Consider the following 16593-nt stretch of genomic DNA (forward strand, 5'->3'; position numbering starts at 1 on the left):
GGAAGGCTTACAGTCCTGAAACCATACCCCTCCCTCTTATATACCTGGGCCTGGAGGTCGAATAGGGGTTAATGTTGAGGCCCGAGGTTTCCCCACGCCTTAGCCTGGCCGCGCCGAGCGCGCCTATCATTGCGGCGTTGTCGGTGCAGTATGCGGGAGACGGTATGCGGAGAGTGATCCCTTCCTCCCCGAACCTCTCTTCAGCGAGCGTCCTCAGTCGTGAATTACAGGCCACCCCGCCGGCCATAACGACGGATCCGACGCCCGATCCTTTGGCTGCGAGCAGCGTTTTCTCGGTCAGTGTCTCGGCTATCGCTTCCTGGTAGCATGCGCATATATCCCTCAACTGCTGATCGTCCGGGTCGGGGTTTCTCCTCATGTGATACACGAGAGAGGTCTTGAGACCGCTGAAGCTGAAGTCGAACGACGTCGAGCTCTTGAAGGGTCTCGGAAAACGTATCGTCTCGGGGTCTCCTTCCCTCGCGAGCCTGTCTATCGCGACCCCTCCCGGGTATTCGAGCCCGAGCACTTTGGCAGCCTTGTCGAACGCTTCCCCCGCCGCGTCGTCCCTCGTTTTTCCGATGAGCTCGAATTCCGTCGGATCCTTTACGAGGTAGAGGCTCGTATGCCCGCCTGAGACGACAAGGCCTACGAACGGGAACTCCACGTCGTGCTCGAGATGCACGGCGGAGAGGTGCGCCTCGAGGTGGTTCACGCCTATGAGGGGGACGCCGAGTCCGTATGCGAACGCCTTCGCAGTCGAAAGCCCCACCATGAGGGAGCCTATGAGACCGGGCCCGTTCGTAACGGCTACGCCTTCGATCTCTTCCCTTTCCTTGCCTGCAGCGTCGAGCGCCTTTTCGATGACTGCGAGGATAAGCTCTACGTGTTTTCTCGATGCGATTTCCGGCACTACGCCGCCGTATTCCTTATGAATATCGACCTGGGATGCGACTACGTTCGAAAGCACTCTCTTCCCGCCCTCGATAACGGCTGCTGCCGTCTCGTCGCAGGAGGTCTCTATGCCGAGGATCAAATTGTACATGACCATTAGTTTACAGGACACCCGGACGTTCACAAATTCCGGCTTTCATTGCGCTTTTCCGCCGTTACTTTTATACTATATTTCAACGGTCTGGCTCTGTCGCTTTGCGTTTTTACATCGAATTAAGGGAGTGTTATGGGAATATCCACCAAGAGGGAAAAAATACCGGATCAGGGGCTCATATCGCGCGACCCGTTTCCGAAGTCGAGGAAGGTTTACGTAAAGGGCAAGCTCCACGATATTCGTGTGGCGATGCGCGAGATCGAGCTCGAGGACTCTTACCCCATGCCTGGCGCCGCGAAGCGCCAGTATAAAGGCAATGCTTCCATAACTGTTTACGACACTAGCGGCCCTTACACCGACCCCGCTGCGGATATAGACGTCCGGAGAGGGCTCCTCCCGCTGAGAGAGGAGTGGATACTCGGGCGCGGGGATGTCGAAGCGCTCCCCGATTTTTCCTCGAGGTTCGCGAGAGTTTCCGCGGGCGGGGCGAAGATACTGGGCATCAAATTCAATAACACGAGGAAACCGCTCCGGGCAAAGGCGGGCGCTAACGTGACGCAAATGCACTACGCGAGGAAGGGCGTTATCACCCCCGAGATGGAGTATATAGCGGTAAGGGAGAACCAGAGGATAGACGAGCAGCGGGGGACGCTTGGAGAGCTCGCGAAATTCCACGCCGGCGAGAGCTTCGGGGCCGCTATGCCGTCTACACCGATCACTCCTGAATACGTGCGGAAAGAGGTCGCCCTCGGAAGGGCTATAATACCCTCAAACATCAACCACCCCGAGTCCGAGCCCATGATAATAGGCAGGAATTTCCTCGTCAAAATCAATGCGAATATCGGTAATTCCGCCGTGACGTCGAGCATAGAGGAAGAAGTCGAGAAGGCCGTCTGGGCGTGCAGGTGGGGCGCCGATACCATCATGGACCTATCGACCGGCAAGAACATACACGAAACGAGGGAGTGGGTGATCCGGAACTCTCCCGTTCCCGTAGGCACGGTCCCCATTTACCAGGCCCTCGAAAAGGTAGAGGGCAAGGCAGAGGACCTCACCTGGGAAATATTCAGGGACACGCTGATCGAGCAGGCCGAGCAGGGGGTCGATTACTTTACGATCCACGCTGGCGTGCTGCTCGGTTACATACCGCTCACGGCGGGCAGGGTGACGGGAATAGTTTCGAGAGGCGGCTCTATCATGGCAAAGTGGTGCCTCGCTCATCACAAGGAAAGCTTCCTCTACACGAACTTTGAAGAGATATGCGAGATCATGAAGGCCTACGACATAGCTTTCTCCCTCGGGGACGGGCTCAGGCCCGGCTCCATCGCCGACGCCAACGACGAAGCCCAGTTCGCGGAATTAAAGACTATAGGCGAGCTCACGGATATCGCGTGGAAGCACGACGTCCAGGTGATGATCGAAGGCCCGGGACACATCCCCATGCACATGATAAAGGAGAACGTGGACAAGCAGCTCGAGTATTGCCGTGAGGCCCCATTCTACACGCTCGGGCCGCTCACCACGGACATAGCGCCCGGATACGACCATATTACCTCCGCCATAGGGGCTGCGATGATAGGGTGGTACGGCACGGCCATGCTCTGCTACGTCACTCCGAAAGAGCACCTCGGGCTTCCCAACAAAACGGACGTTAAAGAGGGCGTAATCGCTTACAAGATCGCCGCTCATGCGGCAGACCTTGCGAAGGGGCATCCTGCGGCCCAGATAAGGGACAACGCACTCAGCAAGGCGAGGTTCGAGTTCAGGTGGAATGACCAGTTCAACCTCTCTCTCGACCCTGATACCGCCCGCGAATTCCATGACGAGACGCTCCCTGCCGAAGGGGCAAAGGTGGCTCACTTCTGCTCTATGTGCGGACCCAAATTCTGCTCCATGAAGATAACCCAGGAAGTAAGGGATTATGCCGAGAAGCACGGCTTCTCGGAGAAGGAGGCCGTGGAGAAGGGCATGGCTGAGAAATCGAAGGAATTCGGCGATTCAGGGGGCAAGATCTATGTCCCCGTCGATGAATGATGTCCTGTCCCGGATGGGCAGCGGATAAACGTTGCGTCCCGCATCCCGCTGTCACCCTCCGCTAAGTCGCCCCCTAAAACTCGCCGGGCCCATCCATAGAACCGTTAGGCCGAATCACCTGAAAAAAGGGAAAAAAGGACTGGAACCGCCTCCGGTCGAGCCTCCCGAGCTTCGTTTTATCGACTGTTTTACACGGTTTGAAATCTTGCAGTTCCCTGAGCTCTCCACCCTGGACTGCAGGTAAAGCGTCCTTCCTCCGAGGCTTCTCGACAAGCTGACGTTGATAGTGGCTTTCCCTGTCGAATCGGCTGTAGCCGTGCCGAGTGATGACGGCCGTCTGAGGTCGAGCGATTTCCCGCTGCAGACACCCGATGTGATCCTTGTCCTGCCGGTGGACGTCGAATAGTAGAAGGTCACGCGAGATCCCCGCTGTGCGCCGGTCACGGTCAATGTGTTTCTGACGCCGGCGGTGCCGGGATTCAAAGTGGAAAGGGTCGGGTTCGCCGATGGGGGAGGAGTGGGTGCGGGGGGCGCAACTGGAGTCGGTACTGGTGTCGGGACAGGCGTGGGCTGGGGCAGCGAGCTCTTGTCCACGATCTTGAATATCTCCCCGTCCCTGTCGACTATATAAATCTCCCCTTTATCGTCCTCGCCGAAAGACGAGATGTTGTTGATGGTTTCCCCGGTGATCGGCTTGAGCTCTGCAGTACGGTCCGTGAACTGCGTGACTGTGTTCCCGCTCCTGACGAACGACCATATCTTGCCGGTGCAGAAATCGCCGAAGAAATAGGTTCCGTCGAGCTCCGGTATCGCGGCTCCCCTGTACACATAGCCTCCGGTCACGGAGCAGTTTCCTCCTGAATGCGTGTAATCGTGGAGTGGAATTGTGAGCTCAGGCGAGTTACAGGTGCATCCCGAGAGTCCCGTGCACTCCTTGCCTTCCATGCAGCGCCAGCCGTAATTCTCACCGCCCAGGCTGTTCCCCGGCTGGAAGCTTATCTCCTCCCTCGACCCCTGTCCGACGTCCCCTATATACAGGTCGCCGTTTAACCGGTCGAAGCTGTACCTCCAGGGGTTCCTGAAACCCACGGCCCATATAGTGTCGAGGAAATTGGGTATGCCGCTGAAAGGGTTGTTCGCCGCGGCCGAGAACGTAGTCCCGTTTCCGACATCGATCCGGAGCATCTTCCCGAGCTCGGTCGTCCCGTCCTGCGCCCTGTTGCCGGGGTCGAAAGAATCCCCGCCGTCTCCGAGGCCGATGTAGAGGTGATCGTCGTTCGGGCTGAACGCGAGCATTCCTCCGTTGTGGTTCGAGAAGGGCTGCGCGACCGTCATCATGATCAGCTCGCTGCCGGGGTCCGCCACGTCCGGGTTGGCCGAGACCTTGTATCGGGCGATGACCGTGTTTCCGGAATTGTCCGTGTAGTTGACGTAGAAATAACCGTTACTCGCGTAGTTCGGGTGAAAGGCGAGTCCGAGCAGGCCCCTTTCACCGCCGCTCCCCACTTTGGGATCAATATTTAAAAAGGGGGTGGCGAGTACTGCGCCGTTCTTGATTATCTTGATCGTGGCCGTTCCCTGCTCGACTATGAAGAGACGGCTCGAATCCCCGGCAGGGGTTGTCAGGTAAAGGGGCTGCGAGAAGCCCCCCGCTACTTTGACCGTGGTGAGCTCCGCACCCGGTGAGGCATAAGCGGGTAATATCGCCAGTACGGAGATGATAAGGAATTTCAGATACGCGCTCATGACATATACCCCCATGTGCCAGTCCCTTTATCCGTGGGCAAACAGGAGCTGCGGCGTATCCGCAGATTCGTCCACACTTCGGTAACCAGTCTACCCTAGGCGCTTTCAGGCCCTTAGGTCTTGGGTTTTGCGTCCCACCTTTTCAGATGGTTTGCCGTTTCGGATTAGGACATTGTTTTGTATATGCAAATAATAACATCACTATATATTGCAATCAACAAAAATTTATGAAGAGATCCGGCACCATTCGGCCGGTTTGCCCTTGCGGAATATTCGGTCATATTGTTATATGCCGTACCAATGGAAGGGCCGGATAACGGGCCGGTCCGATTGATAAAATAACAGGGAGGGATGCCGATGGGCGTGAGGAAGTTCAAAGCGCTTGTAGTCGAAGAAACCGGGAAGGATAAATTCCAGAGGTCGATCAAGGAGAGGTCTACGGATGAGCTGCCGACGGGAGATGTGCTCGTCCGCGTTCACTACTCTTCGCTCAACTATAAAGACGCACTCTCAGCGACCGGCAACAGGGGCGTAACGAAAAATTACCCCCATACGCCCGGCATAGACGCCGGAGGCGTCGTTGTGGAGAGCGGCTCGGGTGACTTCAAACCGGGGGAAGAGGTCCTGGTCACGGGCTACGACCTCGGAGCAAACACTCCGGGCGGCTACGGGGAGTACATACGCGTGCCCGCGGGCTGGGCGGTTAAGCTCCCGAGCGGGCTTTCGCTCAGGGAGAGCATGATTTACGGTACGGCGGGGTTTACCGCGGCTCTCTCCGTTTATAAGCTAGAGGAGTACGGAGTGGCCCCCGGAACGGGGGAAGTCCTCGTTACGGGAGCAACAGGAGGCGTCGGAAGCATAGCGTCGGGTATCCTCGCGAAGGCTGGTTACGACGTGGTCGCTTCAACCGGGAAGACGGACCTGAAGCAAATGCTTCTCGATCTCGGCGTAAAAGAGGTGATAAGCAGGGAGGATGCGAGGGATATGTCCGGACGCCCCCTTCTCAAGGCGAGGTGGGCGGGGGCGGTGGATACGGTCGGCGGAGATACCCTCGCTACCGCGATAAAATCCGCGAAGCAGCACGGAGTAGTCACGTGCTGCGGCAACGTGGCCTCTGCTGACCTGCCCATAAACGTTTATCCGTTCATATTGAGAGGTGTTGCTCTCGTAGGCATAGATTCCGCGTACTGCCCGATGGACATTAGAAAAAAAGTCTGGGCCAAGATAGCCGGCGAATGGAAGATCGGGAAGCTCGATACCATTACGACTGAAATTACGCTCGCCGATCTCGATAAATATATCGAGCTTATACTGAGGGGCGGGCAGGCGGGGAGGGTCGTCGTCGGTCTGGCCGGTTAGGGGACGGAGGAACAAATTTTCATTCGGATTTAAGCACGTGCCTTCCGGCATTAGGGATGCCCGGCTCCGGGAAGATGCCATGTTCAATTTTTAGAATACGCTGCTTAACTTTTAGGCATTGTAATTCATTTCACAATACGTAACCCACTCTGATCATTCGATCATGCTTAAATTTGCAGCTGGTATGTTGTTTGCAACCGATAATATAATAGGCTGGAGGTTCCGCAATAAACATGAATGGTTGCATCCTGATATTCCCGGATTCGCCTTTTATGCCTGTGGGAGCCGATGTTTCCCCTAATCAGGATATTGAAATTATGTGCTCGACCGTCACACAAAGGAGGAATTACAATGAGAAAGATTATTCTTAGGAATTCGTCTTTGCTTCTCCCTGTTATCGTGTTTTTGTTGTGTTTGTCGGACCCGGGTTTATCACTGGCTCAGGAAGGGCCTGCGATCGACACCGGCGATACGGCCTGGATGCTTACATCCTCGCTGCTGGTATTGATGATGACGATTCCCGGGCTGTTTCTGTTCTACGGCGGCTTGGTGCGATCCAAGAACGCCCTCGGGACATTCATGCACAGCTTCTTCATCACCGCGCTTGTGTCCATACAGTGGGTGGTCATCGGATATACGCTGGCGTTCGGTCCCGATATATCGCATTTTATCGGCGGGCTCGATTTCCTGGGGTTGAAGGGTGTTGGGGCCGCGCCGTCAGACGTGTGGGCCACGACCATCCCGCATAACCTTTTCATGGTTTATCAGCTTACATTTGCCGTTATAACAGTTGCTCTTATCACGGGCTCCTTCGCCGAGCGCGCGAAATTCAGCACGTTTATCGTCTTCGTCCTCCTGTGGACGACTATCATATACGACCCGCTCGCCCACTGGGTTTGGGGGGGCGGCTGGATAGGGGCCATGGGCGCTCTCGATTTCGCGGGCGGAACCGTAGTGCATATCAGCTCGGGTGCTGCGGCCCTTGCGGCGGCCATAATGTTCGGAAAGAGGATCGGATACGGACGGGAGCCTATGGCGCCTCATTTCCTGCCGTACAGCGTGATCGGCGCCTCCCTTCTCTGGGTAGGCTGGTTCGGGTTCAACGCCGGAAGCGCCGTCGCTGCAAACGGTCTCGCCAGCACGGCGTTTGTTACGACCAATACTGCGACCGCGGCAGCGGTACTCGGCTGGGTGTTCGTCGAATGGATAGTCAGGGGCAAGCCCACAGTGCTCGGCGCTGCCTCAGGAGCGGTTGCGGGACTCGTAGCTATAACGCCTGCCGCCGGATTCGTGACACCGATGGCTGCGATACTAATCGGGCTAGGCGGCGGTATCTTCTGCTTCTTTGCGGTTAACCTGAAGCCGAAGTTCGGTTACGACGATTCCCTCGACGTAGTCGGCGTGCACGGCGTAGGCGGGACCTGGGGTGCATTGGCGACCGGACTCTTCGCCACTACAGCCGTTAATTCCGCCGGGCGCGACGGCCTTTTTTACGGCAACCCGGAGCAATTGTGGATACAGCTTATCGGCGTCGTAGCCACATGGGTGTTCTCGTTCGTGGGGACTATGATTATTCTGGCTGTGCTCAAGGCTGTAATGGGACTGAGAGTGTCGTCCGAGAAGGAAGCCGGGGGGCTCGACCTCGGCGAGCACGGAGAGGAAGCCTATTCCGGATTTCAAATGGCTCACGGGTATGGCATCCCCGAGCACGGTGCAAGGCTCACTGACGAGGAATAATATTAGATGATAACATGAGCGGCGGGATCCCTCGGTCCCGCCGCTAATTTAAGAAAGACCTCAACCGAAGTCGACCCTCCGCGACTGCCGTTATCTTTCGAAACGAGCCTACTGACCTGTGAGAGGCAGTATATATGCCGGGGCGGAGACCCCTCCGGCCTTGAATAATTGACCGCGAGCGCATAAATTCTAGTTATGATGCGGATCACGCCAAGCGTATACCTTGACGAGAGTGAAATTTCGTTCGGTTTCGTCCGCTCTTCGGGCCCCGGCGGGCAGAACGTGAACAAGGTCTCGACGGCGGTCGAGCTCAGGTTCGATGCGGCCAATTCCCGGAGCCTCCCCGAGGAGGTCAGGGAGCGGCTGATAAAGATAGCGGGCAGAAAAGTAACGAGAGAGGGTATTCTCATAATCGAAGCGCGGAGGTTCAGGACGCAGGATAAAAACCGCACAGATGCGGTTGAGCGTCTTGCCGGCCTGATACGGAAAGCCGCAGCCGAGCCGAGAAAGAGGCGCAAGACAAGACCCACACTTCAATCCAGGGAAGAGAGAATGAAACGAAAAAAGCTCCGCGGTCAGGTGAAGAAATTAAGAAAACCTGTAATCTCCGTTGCGGACTGATTTTTTCCCGCGTGATAAATAATCACGTATTTTACTAAAAAGATTGAATTCGTTATGCCGCCGGCAATGTCGGCGTGAAGTACATCGGGAATAATAAATCTGCGGCTGAGACCCGTGAGATTTGCCTAGGCTCATAATCCCGTTACAATAAACGCTGAATAAGATTCGATATGGACTCCGAAAATACTGATCAGAAGAAATGCAGGTGCGGTTATACGAGGAGCCACCCGTGGATTGTGCCCAAGCCGAGCTATACGCTATGGGGATGGATACTTGTCGGGTTCGGCATAAGCCATCCCCCGGTCGCGGTAAGTTTCGAGTGCGACAAGTGCGGCGAGGTGTTCGAGAGGATTACCGACCGCGAATCGCTGAAACAACACATATACCGTTAAATACCGCTCAGGGTCGACGAGCGTGATATATATCCGCGCCTCGATAATCGTCCGGGGGGGGTCCGTTTCAGACAGCCGGGTTAATAACCGGGCGGCCTTATATGATTAGACGGTCCACTGGCCTGTTTATACGCCTTAATCACACTCTCGTAATAATTGCTGCGCTCGCTGCGTCCGCGGCGCTCCTCCCTTCATGCGATTCTGCGTGCGTTACGGTTCCTCAGGCCGAGCTTGAGAAGATCGGTGCGCTTATTTTCAGGAACGAGTGCGGGGGGAAGGTGGAGAACCTCACGGCCTGGAACGACGGCGAAGAATTCGCTTCGCTCGGCATAGGACATTTTCTCTGGTATCCGGAGGGGAAAGAGTACCCCTTCCACGAATCGTTCCCTGTTCTTTTTGAATTTCTGCAATCCAAAGGCGTCCGTGCTCCCGGATGGATGAACGAGCTCCCTTCCTTCGATCTGCCGTGGAGCTCACGGAGCGAGTTTTACGGTGACTTCGATTCCGAGCGCATGGTCTCTCTCAGGAAATTCATGCTGGACACCGTCCCGCTTCAGACCCTCTTCATTGCGGAGCGGATGGAACAGAGCCTGCCGAAGATGCTTGAAGCGGCCCCTCCGGGATCGAGGCACAATATAAGGAAGCAGTTCTACCGTGTGGCCGGCTCTCCTATGGGTTTCTACGTGCTCGTTGATTACGTGAATTTCAAGGGGGAAGGCACGTCGCTCAAGGAAAGATACAACGGGGAAGGATGGGGGTTGCTCCAGGTGCTTGAAAATATGGACGGGGACGGGGCGGGACCCGAAGCCCTCCGTGAGTTCTCCCGGTCGGCCGAGGCGGTTCTCGAGAGGCGGGTGCGGAATTCGCCCCCTCTGAGGAATGAGAAAAAATTCCTCCCGGGATGGATGAACAGGCTCAAGACATACGGGCCCGAAAATATGGAATCGTATACGGCAGTGAGCGGGAATAAGAAGGAATCACCCGTCGAAATCATATTGGCTGTGTACAGAAAGCTTGCTTGCGGAATGATGTAGTACCGCTGACGTCGGGCGGCGCTCTCTTTTATTTGCGGATCAAACCATACATAATAATCTGGCTTCATCATTATGCGGCAGCGGTTTCGCTATATTGGCAATTTTAATGATACGCGGACGGTCAATGCGGATATTAGCCCTAGACGTAGGTACCAAGACAATAGGCGTCGCCGTAAGCGACGAGCTCGGGATTACGGCGAACGGGGTCGCTACGTTACGCAGAAAGGATATCGAGCACGATATGGCGGAGCTCGGCAGGATCATCGAGCGGTATTCTCCTTCGGAGCTCCTCGTAGGCGTCCCTTACAGGAGCGACGGCAGCGTGGGTAAAAGGGGGGAGGAGATAATGAGGTTCGCCGGGATATTAAAGGACGCCTTCAACATCCCCGTCACTTACTGGGACGAGAGTTTTTCAACAGCCGACGCCGAGCGTTTTCTCATAGGCGCTGACGTAGGGCGGAAGAAGAGAAAGAAGGTGATAGACAAAATGGCCGCCGTATATATACTAGCCGAGTACCTCGAATCGAAGAGGTCTCAGAAGAAGGGGGATCAATGAACGATGCCGTATGCTCTGGCTAACGGTATGAACATATATTACGAGGTACACGGGGAAGGGTATCCTGTCGTGCTCATCGGGGGCCTCGGCAGCCAGGTCGAGAGCTGGGCGACGCAGGTGCCTATATATTCGAAACACTTCAAGGTGGTCGTGTTCGATAACAGGGGCGCCGGCAGGTCTCAGAAGCCCGAGGCGGGTTATACGACCGAAGACATGGCCGACGACGCCGCTCAGCTTATGGATGCGCTCGGCATAGAGACCGCGCACATCGTAGGAAAATCCATGGGTGGAATGATAGGCCAGTGGCTCGCTATAAAGTATCCCGAAAAGGTCGGTAAGCTGGTCATGGGCTGCTCCTCCGCTTCGAGAGACGAAGTCGGGAACCTTATATTGAGGATGGGCAGGGAGATCGCGTCCAAGGTCGGGATGAAGGCCGTATGGATCATGGCCCTCTATCTCGGCTACACGCGTGAATACATAGAGAAGAACATAGGCTCGCTCGGCGGCGTAGTCGACGCCATAGCCGAGAACCCGGATGCGCTGAAGGGATATATCGGTCAGAGTTACGCCGTGGAAGGGCACGATACGACCGACTTACTTCACAAGATAAAAGCCCCGACGCTGGTAATGATGGGGGAGTCTGACATGACCACTTCGCCCAAGCGCACGAGGGAGCTTGCCGCGCTCATCAGGGGGTCGAAATTAAAAGGGTTTGAAGGGGTCGGCCACGGTTTCTGGAGGGAGAGACAGGAAGAGGCCGACAGTCTCGTCCTCGGGTTTCTGCTCGACGAGTAGCCTCAGTTGAGGTTCCTCTTGTCGATTATCCCGTTTCTTCTTCTAGATGTCACTGAAATTATATCGAGCCTCGTCTGCAGGTCTTTAATGATTACCTCGGCTCTCTTCCTTACGTCGGGCTCCTCGAGGAGCGACTGCTTGTCGAAGACGTTCGGGAAGATGAGCGTCGCGAGCGCGTCCGTCAGGCTTTCGAGAGGGAGCCTCGTGTTGATGTTTATCCTGTGGGCCTTCTGCTTCTCGCCGAGTCCGAAATTCCATCTTGTTATCAGCTCTTCGATTTTGCTTCTGTACGTTTCTTCGCGTGCGCAGAGCATGTTCTCGACTATCTCGACCCGGGCGGTCCTGTAGGGTATCTCTTTCGTTATCTCGAGGATCTTCACCCTCTTCAGCCCGTAGAGGACTATGTTGATCCTGCCGTCCTTGAAGGTCTCCGAGCTTACTATCCTCCCCATCCCCACGACGTCGAACACCTCCGGATTGCCGTAGTAGTTCGACTCCCATCCGGGCTTAAGTAACGCCATACCTATGATCCTTTCCGACCGGCTCACGTCATGTACCATCTGCTTGTATCTGGGCTCGAATACGTGTAGGGGAAGGAGGGTATTGGGGAAGAATACGACCGTCGACAACGGGAAGAGCGGTATCGTTCCCGAAAATTCCGTGAGGTTGCATACGTCTTTAAGGTCGAGTGAGGACAGGTCCATAACACTAAATTCCGGGCATGGAATAAACGCCTTTTATTTAGTATAGCATATGCGTCCCGGTTTTATTCGGCGCACTCTCTTCCGGCCCGGGGCCCCGTTTTGTGGGCACGGTTTTCAGGGAGCCGAATCTTTTTTACGGTAAGCTTATCTAATATGGTGTTATGTTTACATTTTGACAGGAGGCTCGAATATGGGAAAAACGGTGCATATTACAGATGACAATTTCGAGGAAGAGGTGCTTAAATCTGAGCTGCCGGTTCTCGTCGATTTCTGGGCCGAGTGGTGCGGTCCGTGCCGCGCAATCGCGCCGACCCTAGAAGAGATCGCGGCCGACTACGAGGGCCGGGTGAAAATCGCCAAGCTCAACGTCGACGAGAATCCCAAACAGGCTCACGCCTTCGGGATAAGGGCCATCCCCACCATGATAATTTTCAAGGAAGGGAGCCCCGCTGAGAGGCTTATGGGGGCCCTCCCCAAAAAGCACATCACCGACGTGATCGAGAGCGCGCTTTAGCTGGCCCCCCTCCGGGTCCCGCCCGTCCGTAACCCGCGGTGCGTATATCTACATATATAATGACAATCGCAAGATGATCCGTCTCTTCCCGGTTTGAACCGCCCCGGCCGGTCGGTTAGAATTTCAGCGTGGCGAAGAAGAGGATAACCAAGGTCTACACAAAAACAGGCGATGATGGGCTTACATCGCTCGTGGGCGGTATGAGAGTGAGCAAGGCTTCCCCGAGGGTGGACGCCTACGGGGACGTGGACGAGCTCAATGCGGCGCTCGGGCTTGCCCGTACCGTCGTGCTCAACAAGAGGCTCGGCGGTATTCTCGAAACCCTTCAGAAGGACCTCTTTATCGTGGGCGCCGATCTCGCAAGTCCTCCCGGCCTCGACGTTCCGAGGATAAACGATGACAGGATATCGGCGCTCGAGTCTGCGATAGACGAGCTGTTGTCGGGCCTCGAGCCGCTTAAGGAATTCATACTTCCGGGCGGGAAGCCCGGCGGCGCGCACCTCCATTTCGCGAGGACCGTGGCGAGGAGGGCCGAAAGGAAGGTCGCCAGACTTATTGAGGAGGAAGGGGCCGAGGCGGGGAAGAATGTCCTCATTTATCTGAACAGGTTATCTGACCTGCTTTTCGTTATGGCTAGGATAGAGAACAGGGAGAACGAGTTCAGCGAAACGTACGCAGAGTTCGGGAGAAAATGAAACGGGCATCGGATAGGGATTCATACATAGTCAACCCTGAAATAGAAGCATACATCGAGTCCCTGACGCCCGCCGGGGATAAGGTTCTGGAAGAGATGGAGGAGCGTGCGAGGCTGAGCGAATTCCCCATAGTCGGGCCTCTCGTCGGCAGGCTCCTCTTCCAGCTCGCGGTTATGATAAATGCGAAAAGAGTGCTCGAGCTCGGCTCGGGTTTCGGTTATTCGGCTTACTGGTTCGCGAAAGCCGTGGGCGAAGGCGGGTCGGTCGTATATACTGATATGTCGGTTGAGAACGCTCGCGCGGCCGATGACTTCTTCGCAAGGGCCGGCTTGAGACACAGGCTTGATATACGGACGGGTGACGCGGTCAGGATACTCGATGAATCAAAGGGCGAGTTCGACATTATATTCAACGATATAGACAAGGAGTATTATCCGCTTGTCGTTGACACCGCATATGAAAAATTACGGAAGGGCGGTATTTTCATAACCGACAACGTGCTCTGGTCGGGGAGGGTGTTATCTGGTGACAGCTCCCCCGGTACGGAAGGCGTTAGGGAATTTACACGGCTCCTCCTGTCCAAGACCGGTTTCTTCACCGCGATTATTCCGCTCAGGGACGGTATTTCCGTCAGCTTGAAAACGCAGTGATACCGGGATACTTAAATATAGGTGTAATATAACGATAGAGGTAACGGCATGAGCAAAGCTGCAGACATAGTTATGGGAAAGAGCGCTCTCGTGAGGACGCTCAAGGACAGGCTCGCCAGGAAGAACATGGAGCTCATGGCGTACCATGAGCAGAAGGCGAAGCACAACAAGGCCCTGTCCGGGAGCATGCTTGCGAAAAAGAGATCGGATATCGTGGACAAGCTGATAAAACAGGCGCTTTCCGAGCTGGGGTTCAACGATTTCAGGAACGTCTGCGTCGCGGCGCTCGGAGGTTACGGCAGGAACGAGCTCTGTCCGTATTCCGACGTGGACATCATGTTCCTCTATAAGCCGCGCAACAAGACTCTCGCGAAAGAGGCCACGGAGAAGCTCCTGTACCTCCTCTGGGACCTGGGTATCGAGGTAGGCCATTCGGTGAGGACGATCGACGAGTGCATAGAGCTCTCCCAGGAAGACGATACTACTATACTTACGTCGCTCCTCGACAGCAGGTTCGTATGCGGCGACGAGCAGCTCTACATGGACCTGGATAAAAAACTCTACTGTCAGCTCCTCCCCACGATCTCGCATAAGTTTATCCAGAGCAAGATCAGGGAGAACGAGCAGAGGATAAACAGGTTCGGACGGTCGGTGTATCTCCTCGAGCCCAACGTGAAAGAAGGCGAAGGCGGTCTCCGGGATATTCATTACGCCCTCTGGATCGCTCAGGCAAAGTTCAAGGTCAAGAATTTTTCCGACCTTCTTCCCAAGGGGATACTGATGGAGAACGAGATCAGGATATTCGAGAAGAGCCTGAATTTTCTCCTCCTCATCAGGTCCGAGCTCCATTACCTCGCCGGCAGGAGGGAAGACAGGCTCGGCTTCGAATTTCAGGAAAAGGTCGCCAGGTTCCTGGGCTTCAAGGACGGCGAGCTCCCGGCTGTAGAGAGGTTCATGAGGATATACTACCTACGCGGGAACGAGCTCAGGGAGCAGTCGAAGAGGCTCATAGAAAAATGCATCATGGGGCATAAGTCCGGTCTCAGGAGCGCGAAAACGGTCGCTCTCGATAACGGCTTTATCATACAGGGCGGAATGCTTTCGGCATCCAACATCAACATTTTCAAGGACAACCCGGCTAACCTGATGAGGGCATTCGAGTATGCCGACAAGTATCAGGTTAAGCTCAGCAATTATCTGCTCGACCTCATAAGGGAGAACGTGAGCGTCACCAGCATGGACGAGAGCGTGAGGGCCAACCCCGAGTTAAACGCTTCGTTCCTGAGGCTCCTCAAGAAGGGTAAGAACGTCGCCGATACGCTTTTTGAAATGAACAGGCTCCGTTTTCTGGGCTATTATATCCCGGAGTTCGGAAAGATAGTATGCATGGTCCAGCACGACGCCTACCATGTCTACACCGTCGATGTCCACTCCATATTCATGGTGAGGGAGATCGAGAACCTGCTCAACTATAAATACGAGAAAGAGCACCCCCTCCTCACGAAAACAGCCGAATCATTATTGAGCAGACACGTGCTCTACCTCGCGTGCCTCTTTCACGACATGGGCAAGGGGGAAGGGAAGGACCACGCGGAGAAAGGGGCGGCGATGATTCCCAAGATCGCGAAAAGGATGGGGCTTAATGCGACCGAGACCGAGCAGCTCGAGTTCCTCGTCAAAAACCACCTTTTGATGTCTCACTTCTCGCAGAGGAGGGACATACACGACTACAGCCTCATAGTGAGGTTCGCGAAGGCCGTGAAAACGCTCGAAACCCTCTCTCTCATCTATCTGCTGACGTTCGCCGATATAAAGTCGGTCGGCCCCGACGTGTGGACTAACTGGAAGGGGATGCTGCTTAAGGAGCTTTTCATCAGGACCGCAAAGGTCCTCGAAAGAGGAGACTTCAAAGGGGAAGACCCGCTCGCGAGGCAGAAGAGGGTGATCGACGAGGTCGTGAGGATTCTCGGCAGCAAGGTATCGAGGAAGAGCGTAAAGGCTATACTCGAGACCATGCCCGAATCCTATTTCCTCGGATTCTCAGCGAGGAAGATCGCCTACCACGTCGGCCTCATCGAGAAATCGAGGGACGCGGTGGGGATGGACGTGCTTTTTTACCCTCACGAGGAGTACAACGAATTTACCTTCTGGGGATTCGACGAGCCCGGGATTTTCTCCAAGCTCTGCGGGGTCATCAGGGCGACGGGACTTAACGTGCTCGGAGCGCGCATAACGACGAGGAAGGACGGCAGGATTCTCGACGTCTTCTACGTGAACAAGCTCGGCCAGTCCGTGAAAGAAGGGGAGGAGGTATGGGACAAGCTGAGGGATAATCTGGATCAGGTGCTCACCGGGAAGACGGACGTCGAGGTGCTCGTCGCCAGAAGGAGACAGGAGAAGCCCCTTTACAGCAAGGCGATACCGCAGTATCCGACGAGGGTCATGATCGACAACGAATCTTCCGACGCCGCTACCGTAATAGACGTGATTACGTACGACAGGGCGGGGCTCCTCTACGATATAACGAAGACTATAAAGAACCTCGGCCTCTCGATCGAATACGCGAAGATCTCGACCAAGGTCGATCAGGTGGTCGACGCTTTTTACGTGGTCGATTTGAATCACAAGAAAATTACCGATCCGGACAGGATAGAAGAAATAAAAACCGCTTTGCTGGAATCGATGACTTCCGGGTAAGGGTCTGTTCA

Annotated in this window: 15 protein-coding genes and 1 riboswitch; of the genes, 12 read left to right on the top strand and 3 right to left on the bottom strand. The window is 55.3% G+C overall.

From position 1 onward, the window contains the following. Positions 1-7: 7 nt before the first annotated feature. Positions 8-1045 (bottom strand): tRNA (adenosine(37)-N6)-threonylcarbamoyltransferase complex transferase subunit TsaD, encoded by a 1038-nt coding sequence (gene tsaD / locus AB1598_09180; protein MEW6145175.1) that lies wholly within the window; start codon positions 1043-1045, stop codon positions 8-10. A gap of 135 nt (positions 1046-1180) precedes the next feature. Here tsaD and thiC point away from each other — a divergent pair, with 135 nt between their 5' ends. Beyond that, positions 1181-3082, top strand: coding sequence for a phosphomethylpyrimidine synthase ThiC (gene thiC, locus AB1598_09185; protein ID MEW6145176.1), 1902 nt, complete (start codon positions 1181-1183; stop codon positions 3080-3082). Between the two features lie 114 nt (positions 3083-3196). On the opposite strand, the gene AB1598_09190 is transcribed toward thiC, so the two are convergent. Then, entirely contained in the window at positions 3197-4828 is a 1632-nt protein-coding gene (locus AB1598_09190; GenBank protein ID MEW6145177.1) for a PQQ-dependent sugar dehydrogenase, read from the bottom strand. Between the two features lie 77 nt (positions 4829-4905). Continuing rightward, a riboswitch (cyclic di-GMP riboswitch) is annotated at positions 4906-4994 on the bottom strand. 191 nt (positions 4995-5185) lie between these two features. Here AB1598_09190 and AB1598_09195 point away from each other — a divergent pair. The 7 genes from AB1598_09195 (at position 5186) to AB1598_09225 (ending at position 11322) form a co-directional block, all read left to right on the top strand. Further along, entirely contained in the window at positions 5186-6187 is a 1002-nt protein-coding gene (locus AB1598_09195) for a YhdH/YhfP family quinone oxidoreductase (GenBank protein MEW6145178.1), read from the top strand. 351 nt (positions 6188-6538) lie between these two features. After that, a complete protein-coding gene (locus AB1598_09200) occupies positions 6539-7924 on the top strand; it encodes an ammonium transporter (GenBank protein MEW6145179.1) in 1386 nt (461 codons plus the stop codon). A gap of 195 nt (positions 7925-8119) precedes the next feature. Further along, positions 8120-8545, top strand: a complete 426-nt coding sequence (arfB, locus tag AB1598_09205; protein MEW6145180.1) for an alternative ribosome rescue aminoacyl-tRNA hydrolase ArfB — start codon at positions 8120-8122, stop codon at positions 8543-8545. A 170-nt stretch (positions 8546-8715) separates the two neighbouring features. Beyond that, positions 8716-8937, top strand: coding sequence for a hypothetical protein (locus AB1598_09210; GenBank protein ID MEW6145181.1), 222 nt, complete (start codon positions 8716-8718; stop codon positions 8935-8937). Between the two features lie 101 nt (positions 8938-9038). Further along, positions 9039-9971 carry a hypothetical protein gene (locus AB1598_09215; GenBank protein ID MEW6145182.1) on the top strand — a complete coding sequence of 311 codons (933 nt, stop codon included), beginning with the start codon at positions 9039-9041 and terminating at the stop codon, positions 9969-9971. Positions 9972-10095: 124 nt separating this feature from the next. Then, on the top strand, positions 10096-10527 hold the full coding sequence (gene ruvX, locus AB1598_09220; protein ID MEW6145183.1) for a Holliday junction resolvase RuvX: 432 nt from the start codon (positions 10096-10098) through the stop codon (positions 10525-10527). A gap of 3 nt (positions 10528-10530) precedes the next feature. Next, positions 10531-11322: an alpha/beta fold hydrolase gene (locus AB1598_09225; GenBank protein MEW6145184.1), complete on the top strand. Its 792-nt coding sequence runs from the start codon at positions 10531-10533 to the stop codon at positions 11320-11322. 2 nt (positions 11323-11324) lie between these two features. On the opposite strand, the gene AB1598_09230 is transcribed toward AB1598_09225, so the two are convergent. Then, positions 11325-12026: an LON peptidase substrate-binding domain-containing protein gene (locus tag AB1598_09230; GenBank protein ID MEW6145185.1), complete on the bottom strand. Its 702-nt coding sequence runs from the start codon at positions 12024-12026 to the stop codon at positions 11325-11327. A gap of 190 nt (positions 12027-12216) precedes the next feature. Between AB1598_09230 and trxA the strand changes: the two genes are divergently transcribed. From trxA to glnD, 4 genes are all read left to right on the top strand, one after another. Continuing rightward, the gene (gene trxA / locus AB1598_09235; protein ID MEW6145186.1) at positions 12217-12540 is read left to right on the top strand and encodes a thioredoxin; all 324 of its coding nucleotides are present in this window, start codon (positions 12217-12219) and stop codon (positions 12538-12540) included. A 128-nt stretch (positions 12541-12668) separates the two neighbouring features. Continuing rightward, positions 12669-13235 carry a cob(I)yrinic acid a,c-diamide adenosyltransferase gene (locus tag AB1598_09240; GenBank protein MEW6145187.1) on the top strand — a complete coding sequence of 189 codons (567 nt, stop codon included), beginning with the start codon at positions 12669-12671 and terminating at the stop codon, positions 13233-13235. After that, positions 13232-13885, top strand: a complete 654-nt coding sequence (locus AB1598_09245; protein MEW6145188.1) for an O-methyltransferase — start codon at positions 13232-13234, stop codon at positions 13883-13885. Before AB1598_09240 ends, AB1598_09245 begins: the two co-directional genes overlap by 4 nt. 48 nt (positions 13886-13933) lie before the next feature. Further along, entirely contained in the window at positions 13934-16582 is a 2649-nt protein-coding gene (glnD, locus tag AB1598_09250) for a [protein-PII] uridylyltransferase (protein MEW6145189.1), read from the top strand. Positions 16583-16593 lie beyond the last annotated feature (11 nt).

It is taken from the genome of Thermodesulfobacteriota bacterium, from assembly GCA_040754335.1.
GTDB lineage: Bacteria > Desulfobacterota_D > UBA1144 > Nemesobacterales > UBA2774 > 2-12-FULL-53-21.